The organism is Anaerococcus sp. C0059F3 (assembly GCF_056590475.1).
Map to the genome: position 1 here is coordinate 83,706 of NZ_JBWPWE010000010.1, position 21,860 is coordinate 105,565.

General features: G+C 36.5%; 21 protein-coding genes. 14 read left to right on the top strand and 7 right to left on the bottom strand.

Translation table 11 applies throughout. The features are described 5' to 3' along the window. Window positions 1-7: 7 nt before the first annotated feature. The 5 genes from gyrB to dnaA form a co-directional block, all read right to left on the bottom strand. Complete coding sequence (gyrB, locus tag AC1EJ5_RS07625; protein ID WP_308748555.1) at window positions 8-1,909, bottom strand: DNA topoisomerase (ATP-hydrolyzing) subunit B; 1,902 nt, start codon at window positions 1,907-1,909, stop codon at window positions 8-10. Beyond that, window positions 1,890-2,990 carry a DNA replication/repair protein RecF gene (recF, locus tag AC1EJ5_RS07630; RefSeq protein ID WP_479815542.1) on the bottom strand — a complete coding sequence of 367 codons (1,101 nt, stop codon included), beginning with the start codon at window positions 2,988-2,990 and terminating at the stop codon, window positions 1,890-1,892. The genes gyrB and recF overlap by 20 nt, the downstream gene beginning before the upstream one ends. Continuing rightward, window positions 2,990-3,196, bottom strand: a complete 207-nt coding sequence (locus tag AC1EJ5_RS07635; RefSeq protein WP_223418366.1) for an RNA-binding S4 domain-containing protein — start codon at window positions 3,194-3,196, stop codon at window positions 2,990-2,992. The genes recF and AC1EJ5_RS07635 overlap by 1 nt, the downstream gene beginning before the upstream one ends. 4 nt (window positions 3,197-3,200) lie before the next feature. Next, window positions 3,201-4,313, bottom strand: a complete 1,113-nt coding sequence (dnaN, locus tag AC1EJ5_RS07640) for a DNA polymerase III subunit beta (RefSeq protein WP_479815544.1) — start codon at window positions 4,311-4,313, stop codon at window positions 3,201-3,203. A 223-nt stretch (window positions 4,314-4,536) separates the two neighbouring features. Further along, the gene (dnaA, locus tag AC1EJ5_RS07645; protein ID WP_479815546.1) at window positions 4,537-5,916 is read right to left on the bottom strand and encodes a chromosomal replication initiator protein DnaA; all 1,380 of its coding nucleotides are present in this window, start codon (window positions 5,914-5,916) and stop codon (window positions 4,537-4,539) included. Window positions 5,917-6,630: 714 nt separating this feature from the next. Between dnaA and rpmH the strand changes: the two genes are divergently transcribed. From rpmH to AC1EJ5_RS07685, 8 genes are all read left to right on the top strand, one after another. After that, window positions 6,631-6,765 (top strand): 50S ribosomal protein L34, encoded by a 135-nt coding sequence (rpmH, locus tag AC1EJ5_RS07650; RefSeq protein WP_209772810.1) that lies wholly within the window; start codon window positions 6,631-6,633, stop codon window positions 6,763-6,765. Between the two features lie 18 nt (window positions 6,766-6,783). Continuing rightward, window positions 6,784-7,134: a ribonuclease P protein component gene (gene rnpA / locus AC1EJ5_RS07655; protein ID WP_223418363.1), complete on the top strand. Its 351-nt coding sequence runs from the start codon at window positions 6,784-6,786 to the stop codon at window positions 7,132-7,134. Further along, window positions 7,124-7,339, top strand: a complete 216-nt coding sequence (gene yidD, locus AC1EJ5_RS07660) for a membrane protein insertion efficiency factor YidD (RefSeq protein ID WP_209772806.1) — start codon at window positions 7,124-7,126, stop codon at window positions 7,337-7,339. The genes rnpA and yidD overlap by 11 nt, the downstream gene beginning before the upstream one ends. 42 nt (window positions 7,340-7,381) lie before the next feature. Further along, window positions 7,382-8,089, top strand: coding sequence for a YidC/Oxa1 family membrane protein insertase (locus tag AC1EJ5_RS07665; RefSeq protein ID WP_223418361.1), 708 nt, complete (start codon window positions 7,382-7,384; stop codon window positions 8,087-8,089). After that, entirely contained in the window at window positions 8,089-9,039 is a 951-nt protein-coding gene (jag, locus tag AC1EJ5_RS07670) for an RNA-binding cell elongation regulator Jag/EloR (RefSeq protein ID WP_479815549.1), read from the top strand. The genes AC1EJ5_RS07665 and jag overlap by 1 nt, the downstream gene beginning before the upstream one ends. A gap of 116 nt (window positions 9,040-9,155) precedes the next feature. Further along, window positions 9,156-10,070, top strand: a complete 915-nt coding sequence (locus tag AC1EJ5_RS07675) for a DNA adenine methylase (protein WP_479815551.1) — start codon at window positions 9,156-9,158, stop codon at window positions 10,068-10,070. Next, window positions 10,054-11,391, top strand: a complete 1,338-nt coding sequence (locus AC1EJ5_RS07680) for a type II restriction enzyme (RefSeq protein ID WP_479815553.1) — start codon at window positions 10,054-10,056, stop codon at window positions 11,389-11,391. Before AC1EJ5_RS07675 ends, AC1EJ5_RS07680 begins: the two co-directional genes overlap by 17 nt. Window positions 11,392-11,408: 17 nt before the next feature. Continuing rightward, window positions 11,409-12,155 (top strand): TRM11 family SAM-dependent methyltransferase, encoded by a 747-nt coding sequence (locus AC1EJ5_RS07685; RefSeq protein ID WP_479815555.1) that lies wholly within the window; start codon window positions 11,409-11,411, stop codon window positions 12,153-12,155. A 69-nt stretch (window positions 12,156-12,224) separates the two neighbouring features. Here AC1EJ5_RS07685 and AC1EJ5_RS07690 read toward each other — a convergent pair whose 3' ends face one another. Both AC1EJ5_RS07690 and AC1EJ5_RS07695 read right to left on the bottom strand, forming a co-directional pair. Then, complete coding sequence (locus AC1EJ5_RS07690) at window positions 12,225-12,878, bottom strand: MgtC/SapB family protein (RefSeq protein WP_479815557.1); 654 nt, start codon at window positions 12,876-12,878, stop codon at window positions 12,225-12,227. A gap of 114 nt (window positions 12,879-12,992) precedes the next feature. Then, window positions 12,993-14,684: a Na/Pi cotransporter family protein gene (locus AC1EJ5_RS07695; protein WP_479815559.1), complete on the bottom strand. Its 1,692-nt coding sequence runs from the start codon at window positions 14,682-14,684 to the stop codon at window positions 12,993-12,995. A gap of 238 nt (window positions 14,685-14,922) precedes the next feature. Between AC1EJ5_RS07695 and mnmE the strand changes: the two genes are divergently transcribed. The 6 genes from mnmE (at window position 14,923) to AC1EJ5_RS07725 (ending at window position 21,854) form a co-directional block, all read left to right on the top strand. After that, window positions 14,923-16,287, top strand: a complete 1,365-nt coding sequence (gene mnmE, locus AC1EJ5_RS07700) for a tRNA uridine-5-carboxymethylaminomethyl(34) synthesis GTPase MnmE (RefSeq protein WP_479815561.1) — start codon at window positions 14,923-14,925, stop codon at window positions 16,285-16,287. Then, complete coding sequence (gene mnmG / locus AC1EJ5_RS07705) at window positions 16,277-18,169, top strand: tRNA uridine-5-carboxymethylaminomethyl(34) synthesis enzyme MnmG (RefSeq protein WP_479815563.1); 1,893 nt, start codon at window positions 16,277-16,279, stop codon at window positions 18,167-18,169. Before mnmE ends, mnmG begins: the two co-directional genes overlap by 11 nt. Beyond that, window positions 18,162-18,794 (top strand): 16S rRNA (guanine(527)-N(7))-methyltransferase RsmG, encoded by a 633-nt coding sequence (rsmG, locus tag AC1EJ5_RS07710; RefSeq protein ID WP_479815565.1) that lies wholly within the window; start codon window positions 18,162-18,164, stop codon window positions 18,792-18,794. The genes mnmG and rsmG overlap by 8 nt, the downstream gene beginning before the upstream one ends. Before the next feature lie 27 nt (window positions 18,795-18,821). Then, complete coding sequence (locus AC1EJ5_RS07715; protein WP_479815567.1) at window positions 18,822-19,625, top strand: CPBP family intramembrane glutamic endopeptidase; 804 nt, start codon at window positions 18,822-18,824, stop codon at window positions 19,623-19,625. Window positions 19,626-19,714: 89 nt separating this feature from the next. Beyond that, window positions 19,715-20,929 carry a CinA family nicotinamide mononucleotide deamidase-related protein gene (locus AC1EJ5_RS07720; RefSeq protein ID WP_479815569.1) on the top strand — a complete coding sequence of 405 codons (1,215 nt, stop codon included), beginning with the start codon at window positions 19,715-19,717 and terminating at the stop codon, window positions 20,927-20,929. Further along, window positions 20,907-21,854 carry a ParA family protein gene (locus AC1EJ5_RS07725; RefSeq protein WP_479815571.1) on the top strand — a complete coding sequence of 316 codons (948 nt, stop codon included), beginning with the start codon at window positions 20,907-20,909 and terminating at the stop codon, window positions 21,852-21,854. The genes AC1EJ5_RS07720 and AC1EJ5_RS07725 overlap by 23 nt, the downstream gene beginning before the upstream one ends. Window positions 21,855-21,860 lie beyond the last annotated feature (6 nt).

Consider the following 21,860-nt stretch of genomic DNA (forward strand, 5'->3'; position numbering starts at 1 on the left):
AAGCCTCCTATACGTCTATATCAGTAACGTACTTGGCATTTTCTTGGATAAAGTTACGTCTAGGCTCAACTTTTTCTCCCATTAATAGTGAGAATGTATCGTCTGTGGTTGTTGATTCCAAGTCTTCTTCTACTCTTAAAAGCACTCGCCTATCTGGATCCATTGTTGTTTCCCAAAGCTGTTCGGCGTTCATCTCACCAAGACCCTTATACCTATTGATCTTAAAGGAAGCATCGCCTAGTTCTTTGATGTACTTATCCTTTTCATCGTCGGAATATACATATCTTTCCTTCTTGCCCTGACTAATCCTGTATAAAGGTGGAAGGGCAACATAAACGTGACCTTCGTCAATCAAATCTTTCATGTACCTATAGAAGAAAGTGAGGAGCAAGGTCCTAATGTGAGCCCCGTCCACGTCCGCATCTGTCATGATGATAATCTTACCGTAGCGGAGTTTTGATATGTCAAATTCCTTGCCAATGCCTGTACCGAAGGCTGTTATCATATTTTTAATTTCTTCTGAATTTAAAACCTTATCAAGGTGGGCTTTTTCTACGTTCATGATCTTTCCCCTAAGTGGGAGAATGGCTTGGATTCTATTATCTCTACCACCTTTGGCAGATCCGCCCGCAGAATTACCCTCGACTATGAAGATTTCATTTTCACCGATATCTGTTGATTGGCAGTCGGCAAGCTTGCCTGGAAGAGTTGCAGAATCAAGGATTGACCTTTTTCTTGTGAGATCTCTTGCCTTTCTTGCAGCTTCTCTTGCACGTCTACTTGCAAGGGCCTTGTCGATTATAGACTTGGCTGGTTTTGGGTTTTCCTCAAGGAAAGCTGTGAGGTGCTCTGATACATAAGAATCTACAACTCCCCTTACCTCTGAGTTTCCGAGTTTGGACTTGGTTTGGCCCTCAAATTGTGGATCAGAAATCTTAACAGAAATAATGGCTGTAATACCCTCTCTGATGTCCTCGCCTTGGAGGTTTTCCTCGTTGTCTTTTATGAAATTGTATTTTCTGGCATAGTCATTTACAGTTCTTGTAAGTGATGTCCTAAGGCCTGAAAGGTGGGTACCGCCCTCTGGAGTTTGGATATTGTTGGCATAAGATAAAATATTTTCGCTATAGCCGTCTGTATATTGGAAGGCAAATTCAACTTCAACGCCTTCTTGAACCCCATCAAAATGAGGGATCATTTCCATTATAGGATCCTTGTTGCGGTTTAAAAAGGCAACAAATTCTGAAATTCCTCCTTCAAACTTAAAGGAAGTCTTAAAGTCTTCTCTTTGGTCTTCAAAACGGATTTCAACTCCCTTATTAAGGAAGGCCATTTCTCTAAACCTATTTTCTAGGATAGATCTTTCAAAAATTACAGTATCAAAAATTTCCGCATCTGGTTTAAAGGTGATTTTTGTACCTGTCTCGTTTGTATCACCTATTACTTCTATATCTTTTGTGACCTCGCCTCTGGCAAATTCCATCCTGTAGATGTGGCCATCTCTTTTTACTTCCGCTATTAGGTATTCTGAAAGGGCGTTTACTACTGATACACCAACGCCGTGAAGACCTCCGGAAACCTTGTAGGCAGAGTCGTCGAACTTACCACCTGCGTGGAGGACTGTAAGAACTGTCTCGAGTGTTGATTTATGGGTTGTTGGGTGTTCCTTAACTGGAATACCTGAACCGTCATCTTCTACTGTTACCACATTATCCTTATCAATCACTACCTTTATGTAGTCGCAACGACCAGCTAGGGCCTCGTCTACTGAGTTGTCAACAACCTCGTAAACAAGATGGTGGAGTCCTCTTGAACTTGTTGAGCCGATGTACATACCAGGTCTTAGTCTAACGGGTTCTAGTCCCTCTAAGACCCTGATATTACCGGCATCATAATTGTTTTCTGTCATATTTATCCTTTCTAATCCTGCCATCCTTAATATAGGAAATCTTATCAGCCGAAACATTTTCCAAGCTTTTGGTATTGGTAGCTGTGATTATAGTTTGGTAATCGGCTAGGTTTTCCAAAAGAAACTTGCTCCTAGTCTCATCTAGTTCCGAAAACACGTCATCAAGCAAAATCACAGCCCTATCCCCACTTATCTCCCTCAAAAGCTTGACTTCAGCTAGCTTTATATTGATAATAGCCGATCTCTGTTGGCCTTGGGAGGCAAAGAGCCTCGTATTTTTTCCGTTGATTTTGATTATTATATCATCCCTGTGGATGCCAGCTTGGGTACTTTGATATCTTAGGTCCTCATCTCTTTTCTCCCTGAATTTTTTATAAAATTCTTCCATAGAATCCGCACTTATGTCTGGCAGATAGTCTATTTCTAGCTTTTCTCCTCCATTTGTGAGGACTGTTTGAAAATCCTGGGCATATTTTTCTACATACTTTACAAACTTTAGCCTTGACCTATAAATCCTATAACCTTCTTTGACTAAGGACCTATCAAAGGCATCGAGTTGCTCATTAAAATATGAGGACGATTTATTCTTTAGTAGTTTATTTCTCGCGAACAAAATCTTGTCGTAGTCTTTTTTGACCTTTGCATAAGAAAAATCAATGGAAGTTATTATCTCATCCAACAAATCTCGCCTGAGATTGGGTCCTTCCTTGATAATGCTTAGGTCTTCTGGTGTGAATAAGACTAGTTTAAAAAGCGATTTTAAATCTTTGTTCCTCTTATATTCTACTTCATTTACAAAAATATTCTTATCGGCTCCTTCGACCCTGATTAGGACTTTTTTGAAAGATCTGCCCTTTCTGATGGTGCCTGATAATTCCATCTTTTCCTGGCCAAAATTTATGATGTCCTTATCCCTTAATTTCTTAAAGGATGTGGCATTGGCTAGGTAATAGCAAGACTCGAGCAAATTTGTCTTTCCCTGGGCATTATCACCGATAAAGATATTGGTTGATTCATTAAAAACAACCGACTCGTAAAAATAATTCCTAAAATTGTATAATTTTATATCCTGAATCCACATTATTTGATTATTATCTTCACACCGTCAAAGACGACCTGGTCTCCTGGGTGGATTTTCTTACCTGCTATATAACAAGGCTCGTCGTTTATAAGGACGCCTTCTTCCCTTATTATATGCTTGGCAAAGCCTCCCGAAGGTAGCAAATTAGTTGCCTTTAGGAGGTCCTTAAGCCTTATTTCACTTGTTTCAAATTCTAATATTTCCATCTTCTTACCTAGCAAGCCTTACTGGGAGAACCAAATAAGTATAATCCTCGCCCTCGTGTTTGGAATCTGTTGGGTAAATCAAACATGGATTTAGGCTTGATTTAAAATTCAATTTGATTTTCTCACTATCACAAGCCCTTACCCCATCTTGCATGTATTTTGCATTGAAAGCTATATCTAGGCCTTCGCCTTCTTGATCGATTTCTATAACTTCCTTAACATCTCCGATTTCAGAATTTGACCTTAAAGTCATGGCCCTATCTTCAATATTAACGCGGATTAGGTTTGCCCTACCAGGATCAGATAAGACTTGGGCCCTATCAAGGGCAGCATTTAGGGCAGATTTTTCTACTATAACTGATGTTTCTGAGATATCGTTGATGATATTTCTGTAGTCGATAAAGTTTTTATCTATTACCTTGCATAGCATAGTAGTGTCTTCAGATACAAACATTAGGTCGTTTTCATTCCTATATAAAGAAGTCTTGGACTCATCAGAAACTATCCTTGACCATTCCAAAAGCGATCTTTTGGGTATGATGTATTCAGTATTTTCAAAATCCCCAGGATAATCTAGCTTGATTTTCTTTAGGGCAACCCTGTAACCATCAAGGGCTACCATATTCAAAGCCCCTTCTCTTAGTTCAAAAAGGATACCTGTTAGGGCAAGCTTGGTCTCATCTAGGGTTGTGGCAAATTCTGTCTGGCTTATTGATCTTTTTAGCTTGTCATTATCTATTAATAAAGCTACTGTGTCTGGAACCTTGATTTCTTCCTTATCAAAATATTCAAAGGCAACAAGGTTGAAATTAGATCTCTTGCAAGAAATCTTAATCTTACCAGAATCCAATTCTATTTTTACTAACTCATCTGGAAGCTTTCTTATAATATTAGTTATTAAATCGGCCTTAACTGCCATAACCCCTTCTTCTAGGATTTTTGCATCGGCTAGGGTCTTGATAGAGATTTCTCCATCAAATGAAGTCATTGAAAGTCTATTATCTTCTGTAGAAAAGTATATTAATTCATGGATTTGGATATTGGTAGATTTGGATACTGCCCTATTTACGATCGAGAGGGCTTTCATTAGTTCTTTTTGTTTAATTTCAAATTTCATAGCTGCTCCTTAACTATTATTTAAACTTAGTAGTATTAGTAGTAGGCCCTGTATAAATGTGGATATCTTTAAAAGTCTTCTATATTTCAAGCTTTATCCATGTTAATAAGCTATGGATAAGTTTAGGGATAAATCGCTAGTTTTCCACACTTTGCACAAGGCAATCTGGATTGGTCCGTCAAAAAAAGTTATTAACAGACTTATCCACAGGCTTATGCCCAAATCAGTCCCTAATTTCCTTTATTAGGGCTTCAAGTTCGTTTTTTAGCTCCTCATCTTCATCCATCAAATCTGTTATCTTATCGATGCCGTGGATGACTGTTGTATGGTCCCTGTCAAAGGCATTTGCTATTGTGACTAGGGAATCATCTAAGAGTTCCCTTGAGATATACATGGCAATCTGCCTTGGGTTTACAATTTCTTTCTTCCTAGACTTTCCTTTAAGGTCTGCTAGTTTTACATTATATTTATTTGCAACTGCCTGTTGTATGTCGGCTATGGTTAGCTTTTTCCTTTTGTTTTTGACCCTTGTGCCTACACCTTTAATGGCATCTTCCATTGATACTTCAACCCTGCCGTCACTTTTGGCATAGGCAATGGCAGTAGAAAGCGCACCTTCTAGGTCCCTGATATTGGTGTCAATTTCTAGGGCTATGTAGGATAAGATATTATTATCAATTATAGCGCCAAGATCCTCTAGCTTTTTTTGAAGGATGGCCACACGGGTTTCGTAGTCTGGCCTTGATATATCTGCTATAATACCGTAGTTAAACCTTGATACCAGCCTGTCTTCCAGGTGTTTTATCTCCCTTGGTGGCTTATCTGAAGTGATTACTATTTGCTTGCCTGCATTGTAAAGGTCGTTAAAGGTATGGAAAAATTCCTCTTGGGTTGCTTCCTTATTGGCTATAAACTGAATATCATCTATAAGAAGTATATCAGCTGAGCGGTATTTTTCCCTAAATTCTTGGTTTTTGTTAGTTCTTAGGGCTGCAATCATTTCGTTTGTAAATTTTTCGCTAGATAGGTACATAACATAGGCATCATCCCTGGTTTCAAGGATTTGATGGGCAATGGCTTGGATTAAATGTGTCTTGCCAAGTCCGCTTGAGCCATAGATAAATAGCGGATTATAAACCTTTGATACATCGCCCTTAGAAATGGTATCTGCCACAGCCTGGCTAATGCCAAGGGCGTATTGGTTTGATTTGCCTTGGACAAAATTTTCAAAAACATTAGCCTCTTCTAGTTGTGGTCTTGGGAATGATTTGACCTCATCAATCCTCATCTGCCCGTCTTTGTCGTAGTCCTTGCCCAGGGTTAGGATTTTTTGATAGTCTTCTCCATCCTTGGCAACTACTTCTACCTTAAGATTTCCTCCAATTTTTGGTCCTATCTTATCAAGTGCATCTTGGAGTTTGGCCTTCCAGATACCTTCAAAGATAAAAAGCGTATCTTTTTTTGGAATCTCAAGATAAAGGACACCATTGTATAGGTTTAAGGGTTTTAAAATATTAATCCATGTATCAAATTGCTGGTCATCGCTTACATGCATTTTCATTTCATTTTTTAATTCACTCGTAATGAATTCTAGATTTTCCATCTAAGCATTCCTTTCTTAAGTCTTATCCACACATAGATTTGCCTTGTAATTTTAAGCATATCTTAAAAAATTTTGATCTTATCCCAAAATTCGGGATAAGTTGTGGATAAGTCCCTTGTTGATAAAATTTATCTTGATTTTTTAGGATTTGCTGGAGGATAAATAAAAAAGTTAAGTGTTTTTTTCTATTTTATCCACATTAAAAGTACAAATTCCTAGTAAATCCAGAGTTTTACCCCTACTTTTACACATCTAATCTTACCATAAATTAGCCATTATTTCAACTTATCCACAATTTATGGATAAAATTATGGATAAGTCAAAACCTAAGTGATTAGAGGTCATAAAATGCATGTTGATATGTGGATAAGTCTGTGTATTTATTAAATTTTTGTATAGGGGAAAATATATTTTGGCAGATTTTACAAATTCTCTTCTTAGTCTAAACATAAATTTAAAAAAATATTCATATGAATTTTTTTCTTCATAAGTTGTGGAAAAGAAAAAATCCCCAAAGATATCAACAATAAATAATTATTCCAAAATTTTCTACAAAAAAGAATATTCATACCAAAAAATCCTGGATTTTTTTGCATAAGAAATAATAAATGTATTCTCTCTTTTAATCCCTAGAAAAATAAGAAAATAATCTTGACAGATAAGCTTATTTTCAATATAATAGTAAGAGTCAAAATTTATTAGGAGGTGTAAAAAATGAAAAGAACCTATCAACCAAATAGAAGAAGAAGAAAAAAAGATCATGGTTTTAGAAAAAGAATGTCTTCTCCAGGTGGCAGAAGAGTGCTTAAAGCAAGAAGAAAGAAAAACAGAAAAAGACTTTCAGCTTAATTCCATAAGAAGTAATTAATGGAAAAAAGATTAAGCCTAAAGAAAGACAAAGACTTTCAAAAAGTCTACAAAAAAAACTTTGCATGCTATAATAGAGATTTCACTGTTCTTGTCAGAGAAAACGACCTAAACAATCCACGTTTTGGATTTTCTATAAGCAAAAAAATCGGCAAGGCCCACACCAGAAATCATTTAAAAAGACAACTTAGAGAGATAATAAGGATAAACTATAAAAACTTAAATGGAGTAGATATAGTGATAATCCCCAAAAAACATACCACAGAATTTGACTATCAAAGATTAAAATCATCTCTAGGTCACGCCCTAAATCAAGCATTTAGAAAAAAGAAGATATACTATGCTAAATAAAGTTTTTATAAAAATGATAAGATTTTATCAAAAATTCATTTCTCCACAAATAGGCTATGGAAAATGCAAATACTACCCAACGTGTTCCAACTATGCCCTAGAGGCATTTAGGAAATATGGGCCAGTCAAAGCTTTTTTTATGTCTTTGTGGAGAATTTTAAGATGCAATCCATTTTCAAAGGGCGGCTACGACCCGGTAAAATGAGATAATACCACAGTTAATACTACAGAATAAAACGGAGAATATATGTTTAATTTTATAGCGACAATACTCGGCAAGCTAATGAGGATAATCTACGATAACCTCGCAGCAGGCTCAGCCGAACCACAATCTATAAGCTATTATGCTATAGCAATTATAATAATGACCCTGCTTGTAAGTTTAATATCCATACCAGTAACAGTATCGACCCAAAAACAAGCAGAAAAAACCAGAGCCTTTAAACCTAAAATGGACGAAATCCAAAAGAAATACGGCTACGACCAACAAGTTCTACAAAAGAAAATGCAAGAACTATACAAAGAAGAAGGTGTAGCACCAGGACTTGGTGGATGTCTACCAATGATAATCCAGTTATTAGTCCTCTTCGGCCTCTTTAGAATGATGCAAAATACAGGCAAATACGTATTTCCAGAAGGACTAGAACACTTAAGAACAGACTTCTACTGGGTCCCAACCCTCCTAGAAGCAGATCCACTTTGGTACGGCCTACCCCTACTAACATCCCTATCCCAACTATTAACCACACTTTTCTCAATGAAAACAAACCCACAGCAACAACAAGCCATGGGTGGCATGAATACAATGATGCTAATATTACCCCTAGTATTTTTCTTCACCTTTAGACAATTACCAGCGGGACTTCCACTCTACTACACCCTATCATCAGTATTCAGACTAATAATAATGGTAGTGATGCACTTAGTAATGAAAGGTAAAAAGGTAGAAGAATAATGAAAAAATCTCTAACAAAATCAGCCAAAACAGTAGAAGAAGCAGTAAAAATTGCCCTAGACGAAATAGGCAAAAATAGAAGCGAAGTCACAATCGAAGTCCTAGAAGAAGGAAGCGGTGGATTTTTAGGCCTAATCGGCGGCAAAGATGCAGTAGTTAGAATATCCTACGACGAAGACATGGACAAGGTCCTAGAAGACCTCAAAAACGAAATCGAAGTAGACTCCCTAAAAGCAGTAGAAAAAGACTACGACATCAAGAAAAGATCTGAAGAAATTAAAAGAGAAGAAGGCATCCCAACAGAAGAGCCAATCGAAGAAAAAGCTGAAGAAAAAGCTAAAGACATTGGAGAAGCCATCAAGGAAAAATTTGAAGAAGTAGAAGACTTCGTAGGAGAAAAAACTGAAGACCTATTCGAAAATGACCTTGATCAAGAAAATGAAGAGGAAGTAGAAAAAAGAGACTACGCCCTCTCCAAAAAACGTTCAAACATAGACAACTACTACAAGGCCAAAGAACTCTTAGAAGAAATCCTAACAGCCATGCACTTTGAAAATGTAAGTGTCATAGGAAACCTCGATGGATCAATCATAAAGCTAGACGCAAAAGTCGATGAAAGCGACACAGGCATCGCCATAGGCAAAAACGGAGCAAGCCTAGATGCAATCGAATTTATCATAAGAAAAGCCATCGACTCAAGATCCAACAACCTAAGAGTAAATGTAGACATCAACAACTACAAAAGACGTAGAGACGAAAAAATCGTAAGACTAGCAAGGGACACAGCCCAAAAAGTAGCCCAAAGCGGAAAATCATGGAACCTAAGATACATGAACTCCTACGAAAGACGCCTAGCCCACGAAGAAATCAGTAAACACAGAAACGTCACCAGCCACTCCGAAGGCCGTGAACCACAAAGATACGTAGTAGTAGACTACGTTGGGGAATAAAAACAACAAATGAGTATCCGAAAGGGTACTCTTTTTTTACGAAAAAATTATAAGAGGATCTTTATTAAGCAATAGAGTAAAGTAACTTATAGTTACCAGTAACAGGAAGGACAACTATGAGTGACAAAGAAAAAATTATTGAAGCTAAGCCATTTATAAAATGGGCAGGTGGTAAAAGTCAATTATTGCACGAAATAAGAAAGTATTATCCTTTTGATGAGAAAATTAATAGATATTGTGAACCCTTTGTTGGAGCTGGGGCTGTTCTATTTGATGTCCTTAACAGCTTTGACCTAAAAGAAGTTTACATAAGTGACATAAATAAAGAAGCTATAAATTCTTATAAGGTAATTAGAGATGATGTAGAAAATTTAATTGAGTTATTAGAAGAATTTCAAAATGAATATAAGGACCTAACTCATGAAGAAAGAAAAGCTATTTATTACAAAAACAGAGAAGAATTTAATAGATTAAAAGTTTTAAAAAATTCTGATAGTTTAAAAAGAGCGGCTTTATTTATATTCCTAAATAAAACAGGATTTAATGGCCTATATAGAGAAAATATGAGAGGACTATTTAATGTACCAATCGGATCCTATAAAAATCCTAAAATTCTAGATAAAGAAAATATCCTGAATGTAAATAAAAAACTTCAAAATGTAGAAATTATTCATGGTGATTATAAAAAATCTGCTGATTTCATAGATGAAAATACTTTTGTTTATTTTGATCCGCCTTATAGACCTATTAAACCGACTTCTAATTTTACATCATACTCTAAAGATAGTTTTACTGATGAAGATCAAATTGAATTAGCAGAATTTTTTAAAAAAATGGATGAAAAATCAGCTCATTTATTACTTAGTAACTCAGATCCCAAAAATTATGACCTAAATGATGATTTTTTTGATGATTTATACAAAGGATTTAATATAAAAAGAGTAAAAGCATCCAGAACTATAAATTCTAACAAAAATGAACGTGGACAGATATATGAGGTATTAATAAAGAATTATGGTAAAAACAGATAAATCTAACGAAGCTTGGAAGGAACTTTTCAACAAATACGACATACTAAATAATGTTAAAAAAAATGGTTGTTTTGAGATTAAGGCAAGTCAAATTAAAGAATTTAGAGAGCCCAGATTAATGGCTAAGTGGGATAGTTATGAATCTCTTCCTTCGATTTTCAAGAAAAATAAAATTAATATTCTTCCGATTTCAAGAGGTTCATATATATTAAGTGATTTTAAATTATATCAAGCTTTGGAAAATAGTTTCACTACTAATACAAAGATGTGTAAGGTTAAACTTCCAAAATTGGAAAGTGTTGATATAAGGAATATAACCTCTGAGTCAAATGCAATAAATGTCCTTTTACTTTCAGATATACTTGATAATTTTTTAAACGAAGAAGGTAATGTTTCAACATTTAATGGAAGAATGGGGACAGGAGAATTTAAATTTAAGGTAGATCGAGTAAATAGAGATCCTTTTGAAGTAGAGGTTGACAAAGCGCAATGTGAAATAGATGGAGGCATGGAAAATAAAAACTCTGTAGTTATAATGGAGGCAAAAAATGTTGTCAATAATGATTTTCACATAAGACAACTATATTATCCTTATAGATTGTGGCGTAATAGAGTAAATAAACCTATAAGACTTGTATTTTCTGTATACTCTAATCAGATTTTTAGATTGCAAGAATATACTTTCACAGATACAAACAATTATTCTTCGATCAAACTAATTAAAGAAAATTACTACAGTTTGGAAGATACAGAAATAACAATGGAGGATTTATTTAAAGTATATCAGTCTACTAGAGTAGAAACTGACGATAATACTAATCATCAATCAAAAGATGATGCACCATTTATTCAAGCTGATTCATTTGAAAGAGTCATATCGTTATTAGAAGCTTTATATAAAGAAGATTTAACAACGGTACAAATCGCTGAAGTTATGGAATTTGACATTAGACAATCAGATTATTACTATAATGCAGGCAAATATTTAGGAATTTTTGAAAAATATACAGATTATGAAGATAGTGACGAAGACGGTAATACTTTAATAAAAGTTAGACTTACAAAATTAGGAAAAGACATCGCTAAGAAAACTTATAAGGATAGACAGCTTGCCTTAGTTCAATTAATGTTAAAACATAAAATATTTAGCGAATTATTTTTTGAATTATACTCTACTGGAAAACTACCATCAAAAGATAATATACAAGCAAAAATGAGAAAATATAATGTTTGCAAAGAAGGTGTAGTAGTCAGACGATCAAGTTCAGTTCAGGGGTGGTTAAATTGGATCATTAGTCTTTTAAATATAGAAGAAGTTTAACTTTTAAGAGGTGTGAAATGTCTATCGTAAAAAAATGGGAACCAGATGATTTTGAATTAGAAATGACAACACATTGGTCTTTTCCAAAAAGAGGAAACTGGGCAACTCACGATGCAAAATGGAGGGGGAATTGGTCGCCCTATATACCTAGAAATATTCTTTTAAGGTATTCAGAAGAAGAAGATTTAGTTCTCGATCAGTTTGCTGGTGGCGGAACAACTTTAGTTGAAGCTAAGCTTTTGAATAGAAATATTATTGGAATTGATGTTAATGATGTTGCCTTAAATAGATGTAAAGAAAAAATAGATTTCAATTTAACTGACAGACCTATGGGAAATGTTAAACTTGTAAAGGGTGATGCTAGAAATTTAGATTTTCTAAAAGATGAAGGTATTGATTTGGTTTGTACCCATCCGCCTTATGCAGATATTATAAAATATTCAGATAATCTTGAAGACGATTTGTCACTTTTAAAGATAGATGAATTTCTAAAAGAAATGAAAAAAGTGGCGGCTGAATCTTATAGGGTTTTAAAAAAAGATAAGTTTTGCGCTATTTTAATGGGCGATACCAGGAAAAATAAACATATGGTCCATTTGGGTTTTGATGTTTTGAAAGTTTTTGAAGATGAGGGTTTTAAATTAAAAGAACTTATAATTAAAGAACAACACAATACAAGGGCAACAGGCTTTTGGAAACAAAGAAGTGTAGACTACAATTTTTTATTAATAGCTCATGAATACTTATTTATACTAAGAAAATAACAAAAGGCAGTAGATTAAATTTACTGCCTTTTTAAGTTTTATCCTCATGGATAATCTATAATATTTATTTTAAAATATATCAAACTTCTCCACGTGGAGGTCGTTTTCTAGGAATGTTATGAAGTGGGTTAGTTCTTCTTGGTCTTTTGGGTAGATGTTGAAGTTTAGGATGAATTTTTCGTCCTTAAATCTTAGGTTGTAGCCTTTTTTGTGGAGGTGGTTTTCATCTACGTAGGTATCGATTTTTCCGATTATGTTTGAGTCTTTGGATTCTATTAGAGCTGTGTATTGGGTGTGCCTTTGGAAGATTTCTCCTGGAAACATATAGGATTGGAAAAATACTATAAAGCTTGTGGCTATGATGCCCATAAAGTACATGCCAGATCCAAAGGCCATGCCGATTATAGATGTGGTCCAGATTCCTGCTGCGGTGGTAAGGCCTGTTACTCCGTAGTTTTTTACGAAAATCACTCCTGCGCCCAAGAAACCTACTCCCGATACAATTTGGGCTGCAACTCTTGCTGCATCGAAGTGTTTGACATCATAAAAACCGTATTTTGACACAATCATAGCAAGGCAGGCTCCCAGGCAGACCAAGGTGTGAGTCCTGGTCCCTGCTGATTTATTTTTATTTTCTCTCTCAGATCCGATTATAAAACCTGCTGCCAAAGCCATTGTAATCCTCAATAGCAGGTAGAAGTTAAAAATATCAAATTTCCCCAAAACGTCCTCCTTATTTTCATTTCTATTCTAGATTTTAATTATAAGTGAAAATGAGTTTAATGTCAAAAAGTGAGGATTTTTCCCAAAGAAAAAAAGCCCTGGTTGGGGCTTTTTTTAGAATATTGCTTTACCGTCTTCACCTTCGATGTGGTAGCCGGTGTGAGTTTTGATTGGTTCCACTGTTACTCTGGCTATGTTGTAGGCGTGGTCACCGATTCTTTCCATTGTGGAGAGGATGTCGTTGTAGACGTAGGAGGCCATGGTTGTCATGTCTAGGCCTTTTTTAAGTCTACCGTAATGGCTCTTTCTTAGATTTAATTCCATTAGGTCTAGGGCTGCCTCGTCTTCTGTTAGCTTATTGAATTTGGCTAGGTCTATGTCTTCATAGATTTCCATAGCTGATACTATGTTGTTTATTACCAAATCGCAGATGTCGTTTAGGTCTTTTACAGCTTCTTCACCGTAGCCTGTGCCTGATTCGTAGATTTCATGGTAGTAGTCTGCTAGGTTTTCTGCTAGGTCGGAGATTCTTTCGACGTTCATTTGTACTTGCAGATAGGTTTGCATATCTCTTTCGATTTCAGGTGGGAGTTGGTTTTGGGCTAGGTTTAGCAAGTAGGCTTGGATTTTAGTGTCCATGTCGTTGACCATAGATTCAGCTTCCTTGCTTGTGTCGTAGTGTTTTTTGTCCTTTGTGTTTAGGTAGGACTTGGTTGCCTTGATGTTTTCGAGGGCTACTACTGATTCCTGGATTATGGCTGTCTTTGTTTGCGAAAGGGCAGCTGCTGGGAAGGCTGAGATTAATCTTTCGTCTAGTTCGATGTTTCCTAGGTCGGTTAGGATTGAGTCCTTGCCTGGGATTATCTTTCTTAGTATTCTTGCTACGATCTTTATTAATGGTAGGAAGATTATCATTCCTATGAAGTTAAAAGTGAAGTGTCCTATAGCTATGGTCATTAGGTCGCTTGCATTTGTGGCAGTTGCTATAGTTTTTACTAGTTGTTCGTATGGACTTAGCAATATTAAAAATACTACTGAGACCGATACGTTAAATAGTATGTGGAAGAGGGAGGTCCTTTTTGCTGACAAGCTTCCTCCAAGACTTGCAAGGATGGCTGTGATACATGTTCCGATATTAGCACCAAACATTAGGGCTAGGGCCACTTCTAGGCTTATGGCGCCTGATGCGTAAAGTGATTGGGTGATACCGATAAAGGCTGATGATGATTGGAGCATGGCTGTGAGGATTGTACCTATAAGGACGCCTAGGATTGGTCTTTGGCCGACATTTGCTACTACATCTTCAAAGCCTGGGATGTTTTTGAGTTCTTCAAGGGATCCGCCCATCATTTCAAGACCTATAAATAAAAGTCCGAAACCGATAAAGATTTCACCTATGTATTTGTTTTTCCTCTTGGCTGAGAACATAAAGATCAAAACACCAATGAGGGCTATAAAGTAGGAAAAATATCCTAGGTTAAAACCGATTAAGATTGATGTGACAGTTGTACCGATATTGGCTCCGAGGGTGACTCCTATGGCCTGTTCTAGGCTCATGATACCAGCTCTTACGAAGGATATAGCTATAACTGTGGTTGCTGATGAGGACTGGATAAGTCCTGTGATGATTATACCTACAAGGACACCTTTAATAGGGTTTGAGGTGTATTTTTCAACATAACCTCGCATCTTGGGTCCTGCAAAGTTGGTTAGGGCATCGCCCATTAGGCTGATACCGAATAAGAATATTGCAAGTCCTCCTGCGATGAGATTCCATTGTAGGGAAGACAGTGATGATAAATTCATAATTCCTCCAAAAAATCTTCGTTACTTCTAATATATCATATTTAACCAAGAAAATAAACGAATTTTGCGGATTTTTTTGGGAAAAATAAGGAAATTATACATTTATTTTTATCGATTCAAGCAAAATGGCTATAAGTCAAGCTTTAATGTTGACAAAATGCCAATTTCCACTATAATCTTTATGTTACAAACCACTAGTGAAAGTAGTGGACAATCACTAAAAGCATAAGGAGGATTTATGGCAAAGACAATAGCAGCTATCTCAACTCCAGCGGGCACTGGTGGGATTTCGATAGTGAGAATGACAGGGGATAAGACCCTAGCCATTATAAATGAAATATTTAGGCCGATTAACAAAAGACCTATTGATCCTGACAAAGACAATAGGTACCTTCGCTACGGCCACATTATTGGAAATGACGGAGAGATTATAGATGAGGTTATGGTTGCCTTTATGAAGGCGCCTGCGACTTATACCAGAGAAGACGTGTGCGAGATAAACTGTCACGGGTCTTTTGTGGCTGTAAGGGAGATTTTAAACCTGCTTTTAGACAAGGGGGCTGACCTTGCAGAGCCAGGAGAATTTACAAAAAGAGCCTTCCTAAATGGGAGAATTGACCTTTCCCAGGCAGAGGCAGTCCTTGATATAATTAATTCTACAAATAAATTATCAGCAAGCCAAGGTATAAGCCAACTTCAAGGTTCACTGACTAAAAAAATTAGAGAAATCAGGACAGATCTCAAGGAAGGCCTTGCCCGTCTTGAGTATTCGATAAATTTCACAGAAGATGGCGAAGACTTACCTGTTTCTGACATCACAGCCTACATCAAAAAAGCTCAGGCAAAAATTGACCAACTTGCTTCTACTTCAAACAAGGGCAAGCTTGTAAAAGACGGGATAAATACTACAATCATCGGCAAACCCAATGTGGGGAAATCCTCGCTTTTAAACGTCCTTTTGGATGAAAATAGGGCGATTGTTACTGATATACCGGGGACAACCAGGGATTTGATTACAGAATATATTTCCCTTGGAGATTTCACCCTAAAGATTAACGATACAGCCGGTATCAGGGATACGGATGACTTGGTTGAGAAAATTGGTGTTGATAAGTCAATCGAACTTGTGGACCAATCCGACCTAATCCTTGCGATTTTTGATATGTCGAGAGATTTTGACGAGGAAGATGAGAAAATCCTTGATCTTATTAAGGGTAAAAACGCCATTATAATCTTAAATAAGGCGGACCTTGATGGGAAGTTTAACGAGAATTTATTTAAGTTAGACCTTCCTATTATTAAAACTTCAATGGTTGACCAAATGGGGATTAGGACACTAGAAGATACTATCAGAGATATTTTTGATACTAAGGAAATAAATAGAGAATCAGTTTTAATTACAAATACCAGACACGAAAGGCTTTTAAAATCAGCTAGGGATAAGATAAGGGAATCCTTATCTGACATGGAGGCGGGGATCCCTATAGATGCCTGCGAGGTTGATTTATCTTCTGCCTACGAAGATTTGGGCCTAATTATAGGTGAAAGTGTGTCGGGAGAAATTATGGATAAAGTATTTAAGGAGTTTTGCGTTGGAAAATAAATATCAAGCAGGATCCTATGATGTAGTTGTTGTTGGTGCAGGCCACGCTGGTTGTGAGGCAGGTCTTGCAGCTGCAAGGCTTGGAATGAAGACCCTAGTCTTAACTACATCTATGGAATCAATAGCAGACATGCCTTGCAATCCTAATATCGGAGGAACAGGCAAGGGCCATATAGTTAGAGAAATAGATGCCTTGGGTGGGGAAATGGCGATTAATATCGACAAGACCTTTATCCAATCAAGGATGCTAAACACATCAAAGGGCCCAGCTGTCCATTCCCTAAGGGTGCAGGCTGACAAAAGAAAATACCACGAAGAGATGAAAAAAGTTTTGGAAGATGAACCAAACTTAGATTTATTTGAACAAGAAGTAGACAAGATAAATTACGAGGACGGAAAAATTGTTTCATGTGAAACAATTCAAGGGGCAATCTATGAAACTAAGGCCCTTATAATTTGTACTGGGACCTACCTAAACGGAAAAATCCTAATAGGCGATTATGAAAAAGTTAGTGGTCCTCACGGCCTTTCTGCAGCGACATATCTAACTGATAGCCTAGTAGAAATGGGTTTTAATATTCGTAGATTCAAGACAGGAACTCCTGCCAGAGTTCACAGGGATTCTATAAATTACAAGGAAACAACAGTCCAACCTGGCGATAAGGAAGTAATTCCATTTTCATTTTTAAATGAAGGCAAGGATTTTTCTGACAGGCACCAAGAAGACTGCTACCTAACATACACAACAGAAGAAACAAAACAAATCATCATGGATAACCTCGACAGGTCACCAATTTATAGGGGCAAGATTAAGGGAATTGGCCCAAGATATTGCCCATCCATCGAAGATAAGATGGTGAGATTTCCTGACAGGGACATCCACCAAGTATTTATAGAACCAGAAGGCCTAACTACAAATGAAATGTATGTCCAAGGCGTATCATCTTCCCTACCTCAAGAAGTCCAGATGGAATTTTACAAAACTATAATCGGACTTGAGGACGTAAAGATAATGAGGCCTGCCTATGCGATTGAGTATGACATGATTGATACCAGGGAACTTAAAAGGACTTTGGAATCAAAAGCTTATTCAGGTTTATATTTTGCAGGTCAGATCAACGGGTCATCAGGTTATGAAGAAGCAGCTGGCCAAGGCTTGGTTGCAGGTATCAATGCAGCCCTTAAAATAAAAGGCCAAGAAGAGTTTATCCTCGACAGGTCTGATGCCTATATAGGAGTTCTAATTGACGACCTTGTTACAGAAGGAACTAACGAACCTTATAGGATGATGACATCCAGATGTGAGTACAGGCTAACCATGCGCCAAGACAATGCCGACCAAAGGCTTTCTAAGAAAGGCCACGATATTGGTCTTGTGTCTGATGAGCGTTATCAAAAAATGTTAGATAAGCGTGGACTAATTGAAGGTGAAATTCAAAGGCTTAAGGCAATTATGCTTACACCAAAAGAGGAAACAAACAAGGCCCTCGAAGAGCTTGGCTCAACTCCACTAAACAATGGCCTAACCCTTTATGAGCTAATTAAAAGACCTGAAATCACTTATGAAAATTCAGTGGGTTTTGACCCTGAAAGAGCTGACCTTCCTGCTTATATAAGGATGAGTGTTCAAACTGAGATTAAATACGAAGGCTACATCAATAAACAGCTTAAGGATATAGAGAAATTTAAAAAGCTTGAGAGCAAAAAGCTAAGCCATGATATTGACTATGCAAAAATACCTGGCCTCAAGAAAGAATCTGCAGAAAAACTTAATGAAATCAAACCAGATTCACTTGGTCAAGCATCAAGGATATCTGGAGTAAGCCCTGCGGATATAAATGTGCTTTTGATTAGGCTTAAGACTGGAGAACTCTATGGATAAGAAATATAAGGCCTATACAGATTACCTTTTAGAAGTAAACTCACACACCAATCTTACAACAATAACAGATCCTTCTGAAATAGAATTAAAACACTTTAAGGATTCCCTTACAGTTTTGGATTATATTCAGGAAGGCGATAAGGTTTTGGATTTGGGCGCTGGGGCTGGTTTTCCAGGTATCCCACTTAGGATAGAAAAAGATTTTGATTTAACCTTGATAGATTCAGTTAATAAAAAGGTTAATTTCATGAATGAAGTAATAGAAATCTTAGGACTATCAAATGCCAGGGCTATCCACACCAGGGCGGAAGATTTTGCTAAGGAAAATAGGGAAGCTTTCGACGTGGTTGTTTCCCGCGCTGTTGCCAATATGTCAACTCTTTCTGAACTATGCCTGCCATTTGTGAAAGTGGGTGGACTTTTTATCGCCCTCAAAGGACCAAAGGCTGATGAGGAAGTGAAAGCAGCGGCCAATGCCCTTGAGATTTTGGGTGGAGAGGTCATAAAAATGGAAGAGCTTGACCTTGATGGCAATGAAAGAGTAAATGTGATTGTCAAAAAAGTCAGGTCTTGTAAGAAGACTTATCCAAGGGGTCAAAACCTTCCAAAAAGGAAACCCCTATAATGTTTCATATGAAACAAAGGAGGATTTATGGAGCGATTTAAAAAAGGAATTAAAGTTTTATTCATAATAATATCCTTTCTATTTGCGAATGTTATAATAGATGTTTTTACAGGAGCGAGCATACCAAGTATAATTGCAGGAATAATGGATGGGGACATTCTAAAAGCTTCTGACTATATTGTCTATGGGCTATTGGTGGCCCAATTAATAAAACTAACAATTTTATATTTTTATATAGAAAAGCGAGATAAGACCTATAGAAATCAATTGGATAGACCATTTATATTAAATGGAAAAATTACAAATCCAATCCCACTATTTGGAATAGGTCTTGGAACAGTAGGCTTTGGTCAAATTTTTGTTAACATAATAATGAAGGTTTTTGCAGGGACTGATCAATTAAATAGTGCCATGAAACTTTTGGAAAAAGCCTTTAGTGCAAAAGGACTGATAGACGGCATTGTTATATTATTGGTAGTTGCAATAGGTGCGCCTCTCGTTGAAGAATTACTTTTTAGGGGAGTCTTGTTTGAAGAAATCAAAAAAGAATCTTCGACAAAGACCACAATATTTTTAACTGCCCTAATTTTTGGGTTTTATCATTTTAATATAATTCAAAGTCCAAATACATTTTTCATGGGACTTGTTTTAGCTTATGTATATTTCAAGACAAAATCGATTAAGGGCTCTATAATAGTACACGCAACAAATAATATCATAGCTATGATTCCTATTCTAGACCAGGGTCTAAGCCCGATTGGTCTTACAATCTATGGAACATTTTTAATAATAGGTATATATTCACTTATAACACTTAGGCAAAAAGCTTAGGTGTTTTTAATTTTTCATAATTAGAATTTACTTTCAATAGGAGTAAAATATAAATAGAAAAGTTTCACGTGAAACATTAAGGAAGTTATATGAAAGCAATAATATATTCGGTGGGTACAGAAATCCTACTTGGTTCAATTCTTGACACAAATTCAAAGTTTATAGCCGAAAGGCTCCAGGACCTAGGCATAAATTTATATAAGATGGTAACAGTTGGAGATAATCCAGAAAGACTCTACCAAGCTCTAAAGGAAGCAGATGGCAAGTATGACTATGTCTTTATTAGCGGAGGCCTTGGACCAACAGAAGATGACATTACCAAGGAAACTGTAGTCAATGTTTTGGGTCTAGAAGATGAGATGGTTTTGGACCAGGAATCTTATGAGGAATTACAAAAATATTTCAACGATGAGAAAAGAGCCATGACTGTAAATAAAAAACAGGCAATTTTCCCAAAATCTGCAACTATACTTAAAAATGACCAAGGAACAGCTCCAGGTTGCATAATGGGAGATGTGACAAAATTTGTTTTAATGCCTGGTCCATCAAATGAAATGCAAAATATGTTTGACAAGGAAGTTGTGCCAAGAATCCACACCGACCTTATGATAAGATCTATAAATTGCAAAATAGGTCTTTTGGGTGAATGGGATGTGGCAAGTAGGATTGATTTGTCGGGTTCAAATCCAACCATCAGTCCCTATGCTAAAACTACAGGTGTGGAATTAAGGGTCACAGCTAGTGGTGAAAGTGAAGAAGATTTAAAAGCTTCCTTATATAAGGGAGTTAATAAAGTAAAAGAAGTTTTTGGCCCGCTCCTTTTGACAACAGAAGAAAAGTCCAGGGAAGAAGTTCTAATAGACGAATTAAGAACAAAGGGTGAATATATTTCCACTGCTGAATCCATAACAGGAGGACTTGTAGCTTCATCAATTATTGATGTGGCTGGTGCAAGTGATGTTATAAAAGAATCCTATATAACCTATGCCAATGAAATCAAGCATAAATTACTAAATGTTTCATATGAAACAATTGAAAAATATGACGTAGTAAGTCCAGAAGTAGCAGGAGAAATGCTTGATGGTCTTTTTGAGGCGACAGGTTCAGATTTATGTCTTGCGACTACAGGTTATGCACATTTAGGAATAGCCTATGCAGGCGTCCTATATAAAGGAAAGAAATATATAAGAAAGATAAGTGTAAAGGGAGATAGAAATAAGGTCAGACGAGTTGTAAAGAATAAGTTGATCGACATGAGCATATTAATAGTGAGAGGTGAATATGAAAACTATATCAGTATTTAACCAAAAAGGTGGGGTTGGAAAGACAACCACGGTTGTAAATTTAGCAGTGGCACTTGCCTACCTTGATAAAAAGGTATTGGTAATTGACATGGATCCCCAGGCCAATGCCACAACAGGTCTAGGAATAGATAAAAACAAGGCAGACACATCTATCTACGATCTTTTCTACATCCTAGTTGAAGAGGAGGAAAGAAAAAAAGCTGAAGAAGAAGCTAATCTTGAAGAAACTTCTGATAATAAGCCTGAAGAAATTCATGAAGAAAAATCAGAAGAGAGTTTAGATAATTCTGGCAAAAGATATATTGACCTAACTAAAGATGGAGAAAAAAATTCGAATTCAAATAGTGGGGGTTATATTTTTGAAGGTTTTGACCAATATATTATAAAAACAGAATCTGGTGTTGACTTAATCCCTTCAGAAGCAGCCCTATCAGGTCTAGAAGTAGAACTTGTTGACCTTGACCCACTTGGAAGGACTCAAAAGCTTAAGGAAATAATAGGTAAAATAAAAAAGGACTATGATTTTATCCTTATAGATTGTCCACCATCCCTAGGATTACTTTCAATCAACTCTCTTGTGGCAAGCAATTCTATAATTATCCCAATTCAGACAGAATACTATGCCCTAGAAGGTGTGAGCGAACTTATGAATACCTTTGAACTTGTAAAGGGAAGTTTGAACAAGGACCTATATGTGGAGGGAGTTCTCCTATCTATGTTTGATAAGAGGACCAAACTAAGCTTTGAAGTTGTCGAGGAAGTAAAAAAATTCTTTAAAGATAAGGTATTTAGGACAATGATTCCTAGAAATGTTAGGCTTGCAGAAGCACCTTCTCACGGCAAATCTGGCATAGAATATGATGCAAAAAGCCAAGGAGCAATGGCCTATATCAGTCTAGCTACCGAGCTAATTAAAAATATTTAGGAGGAT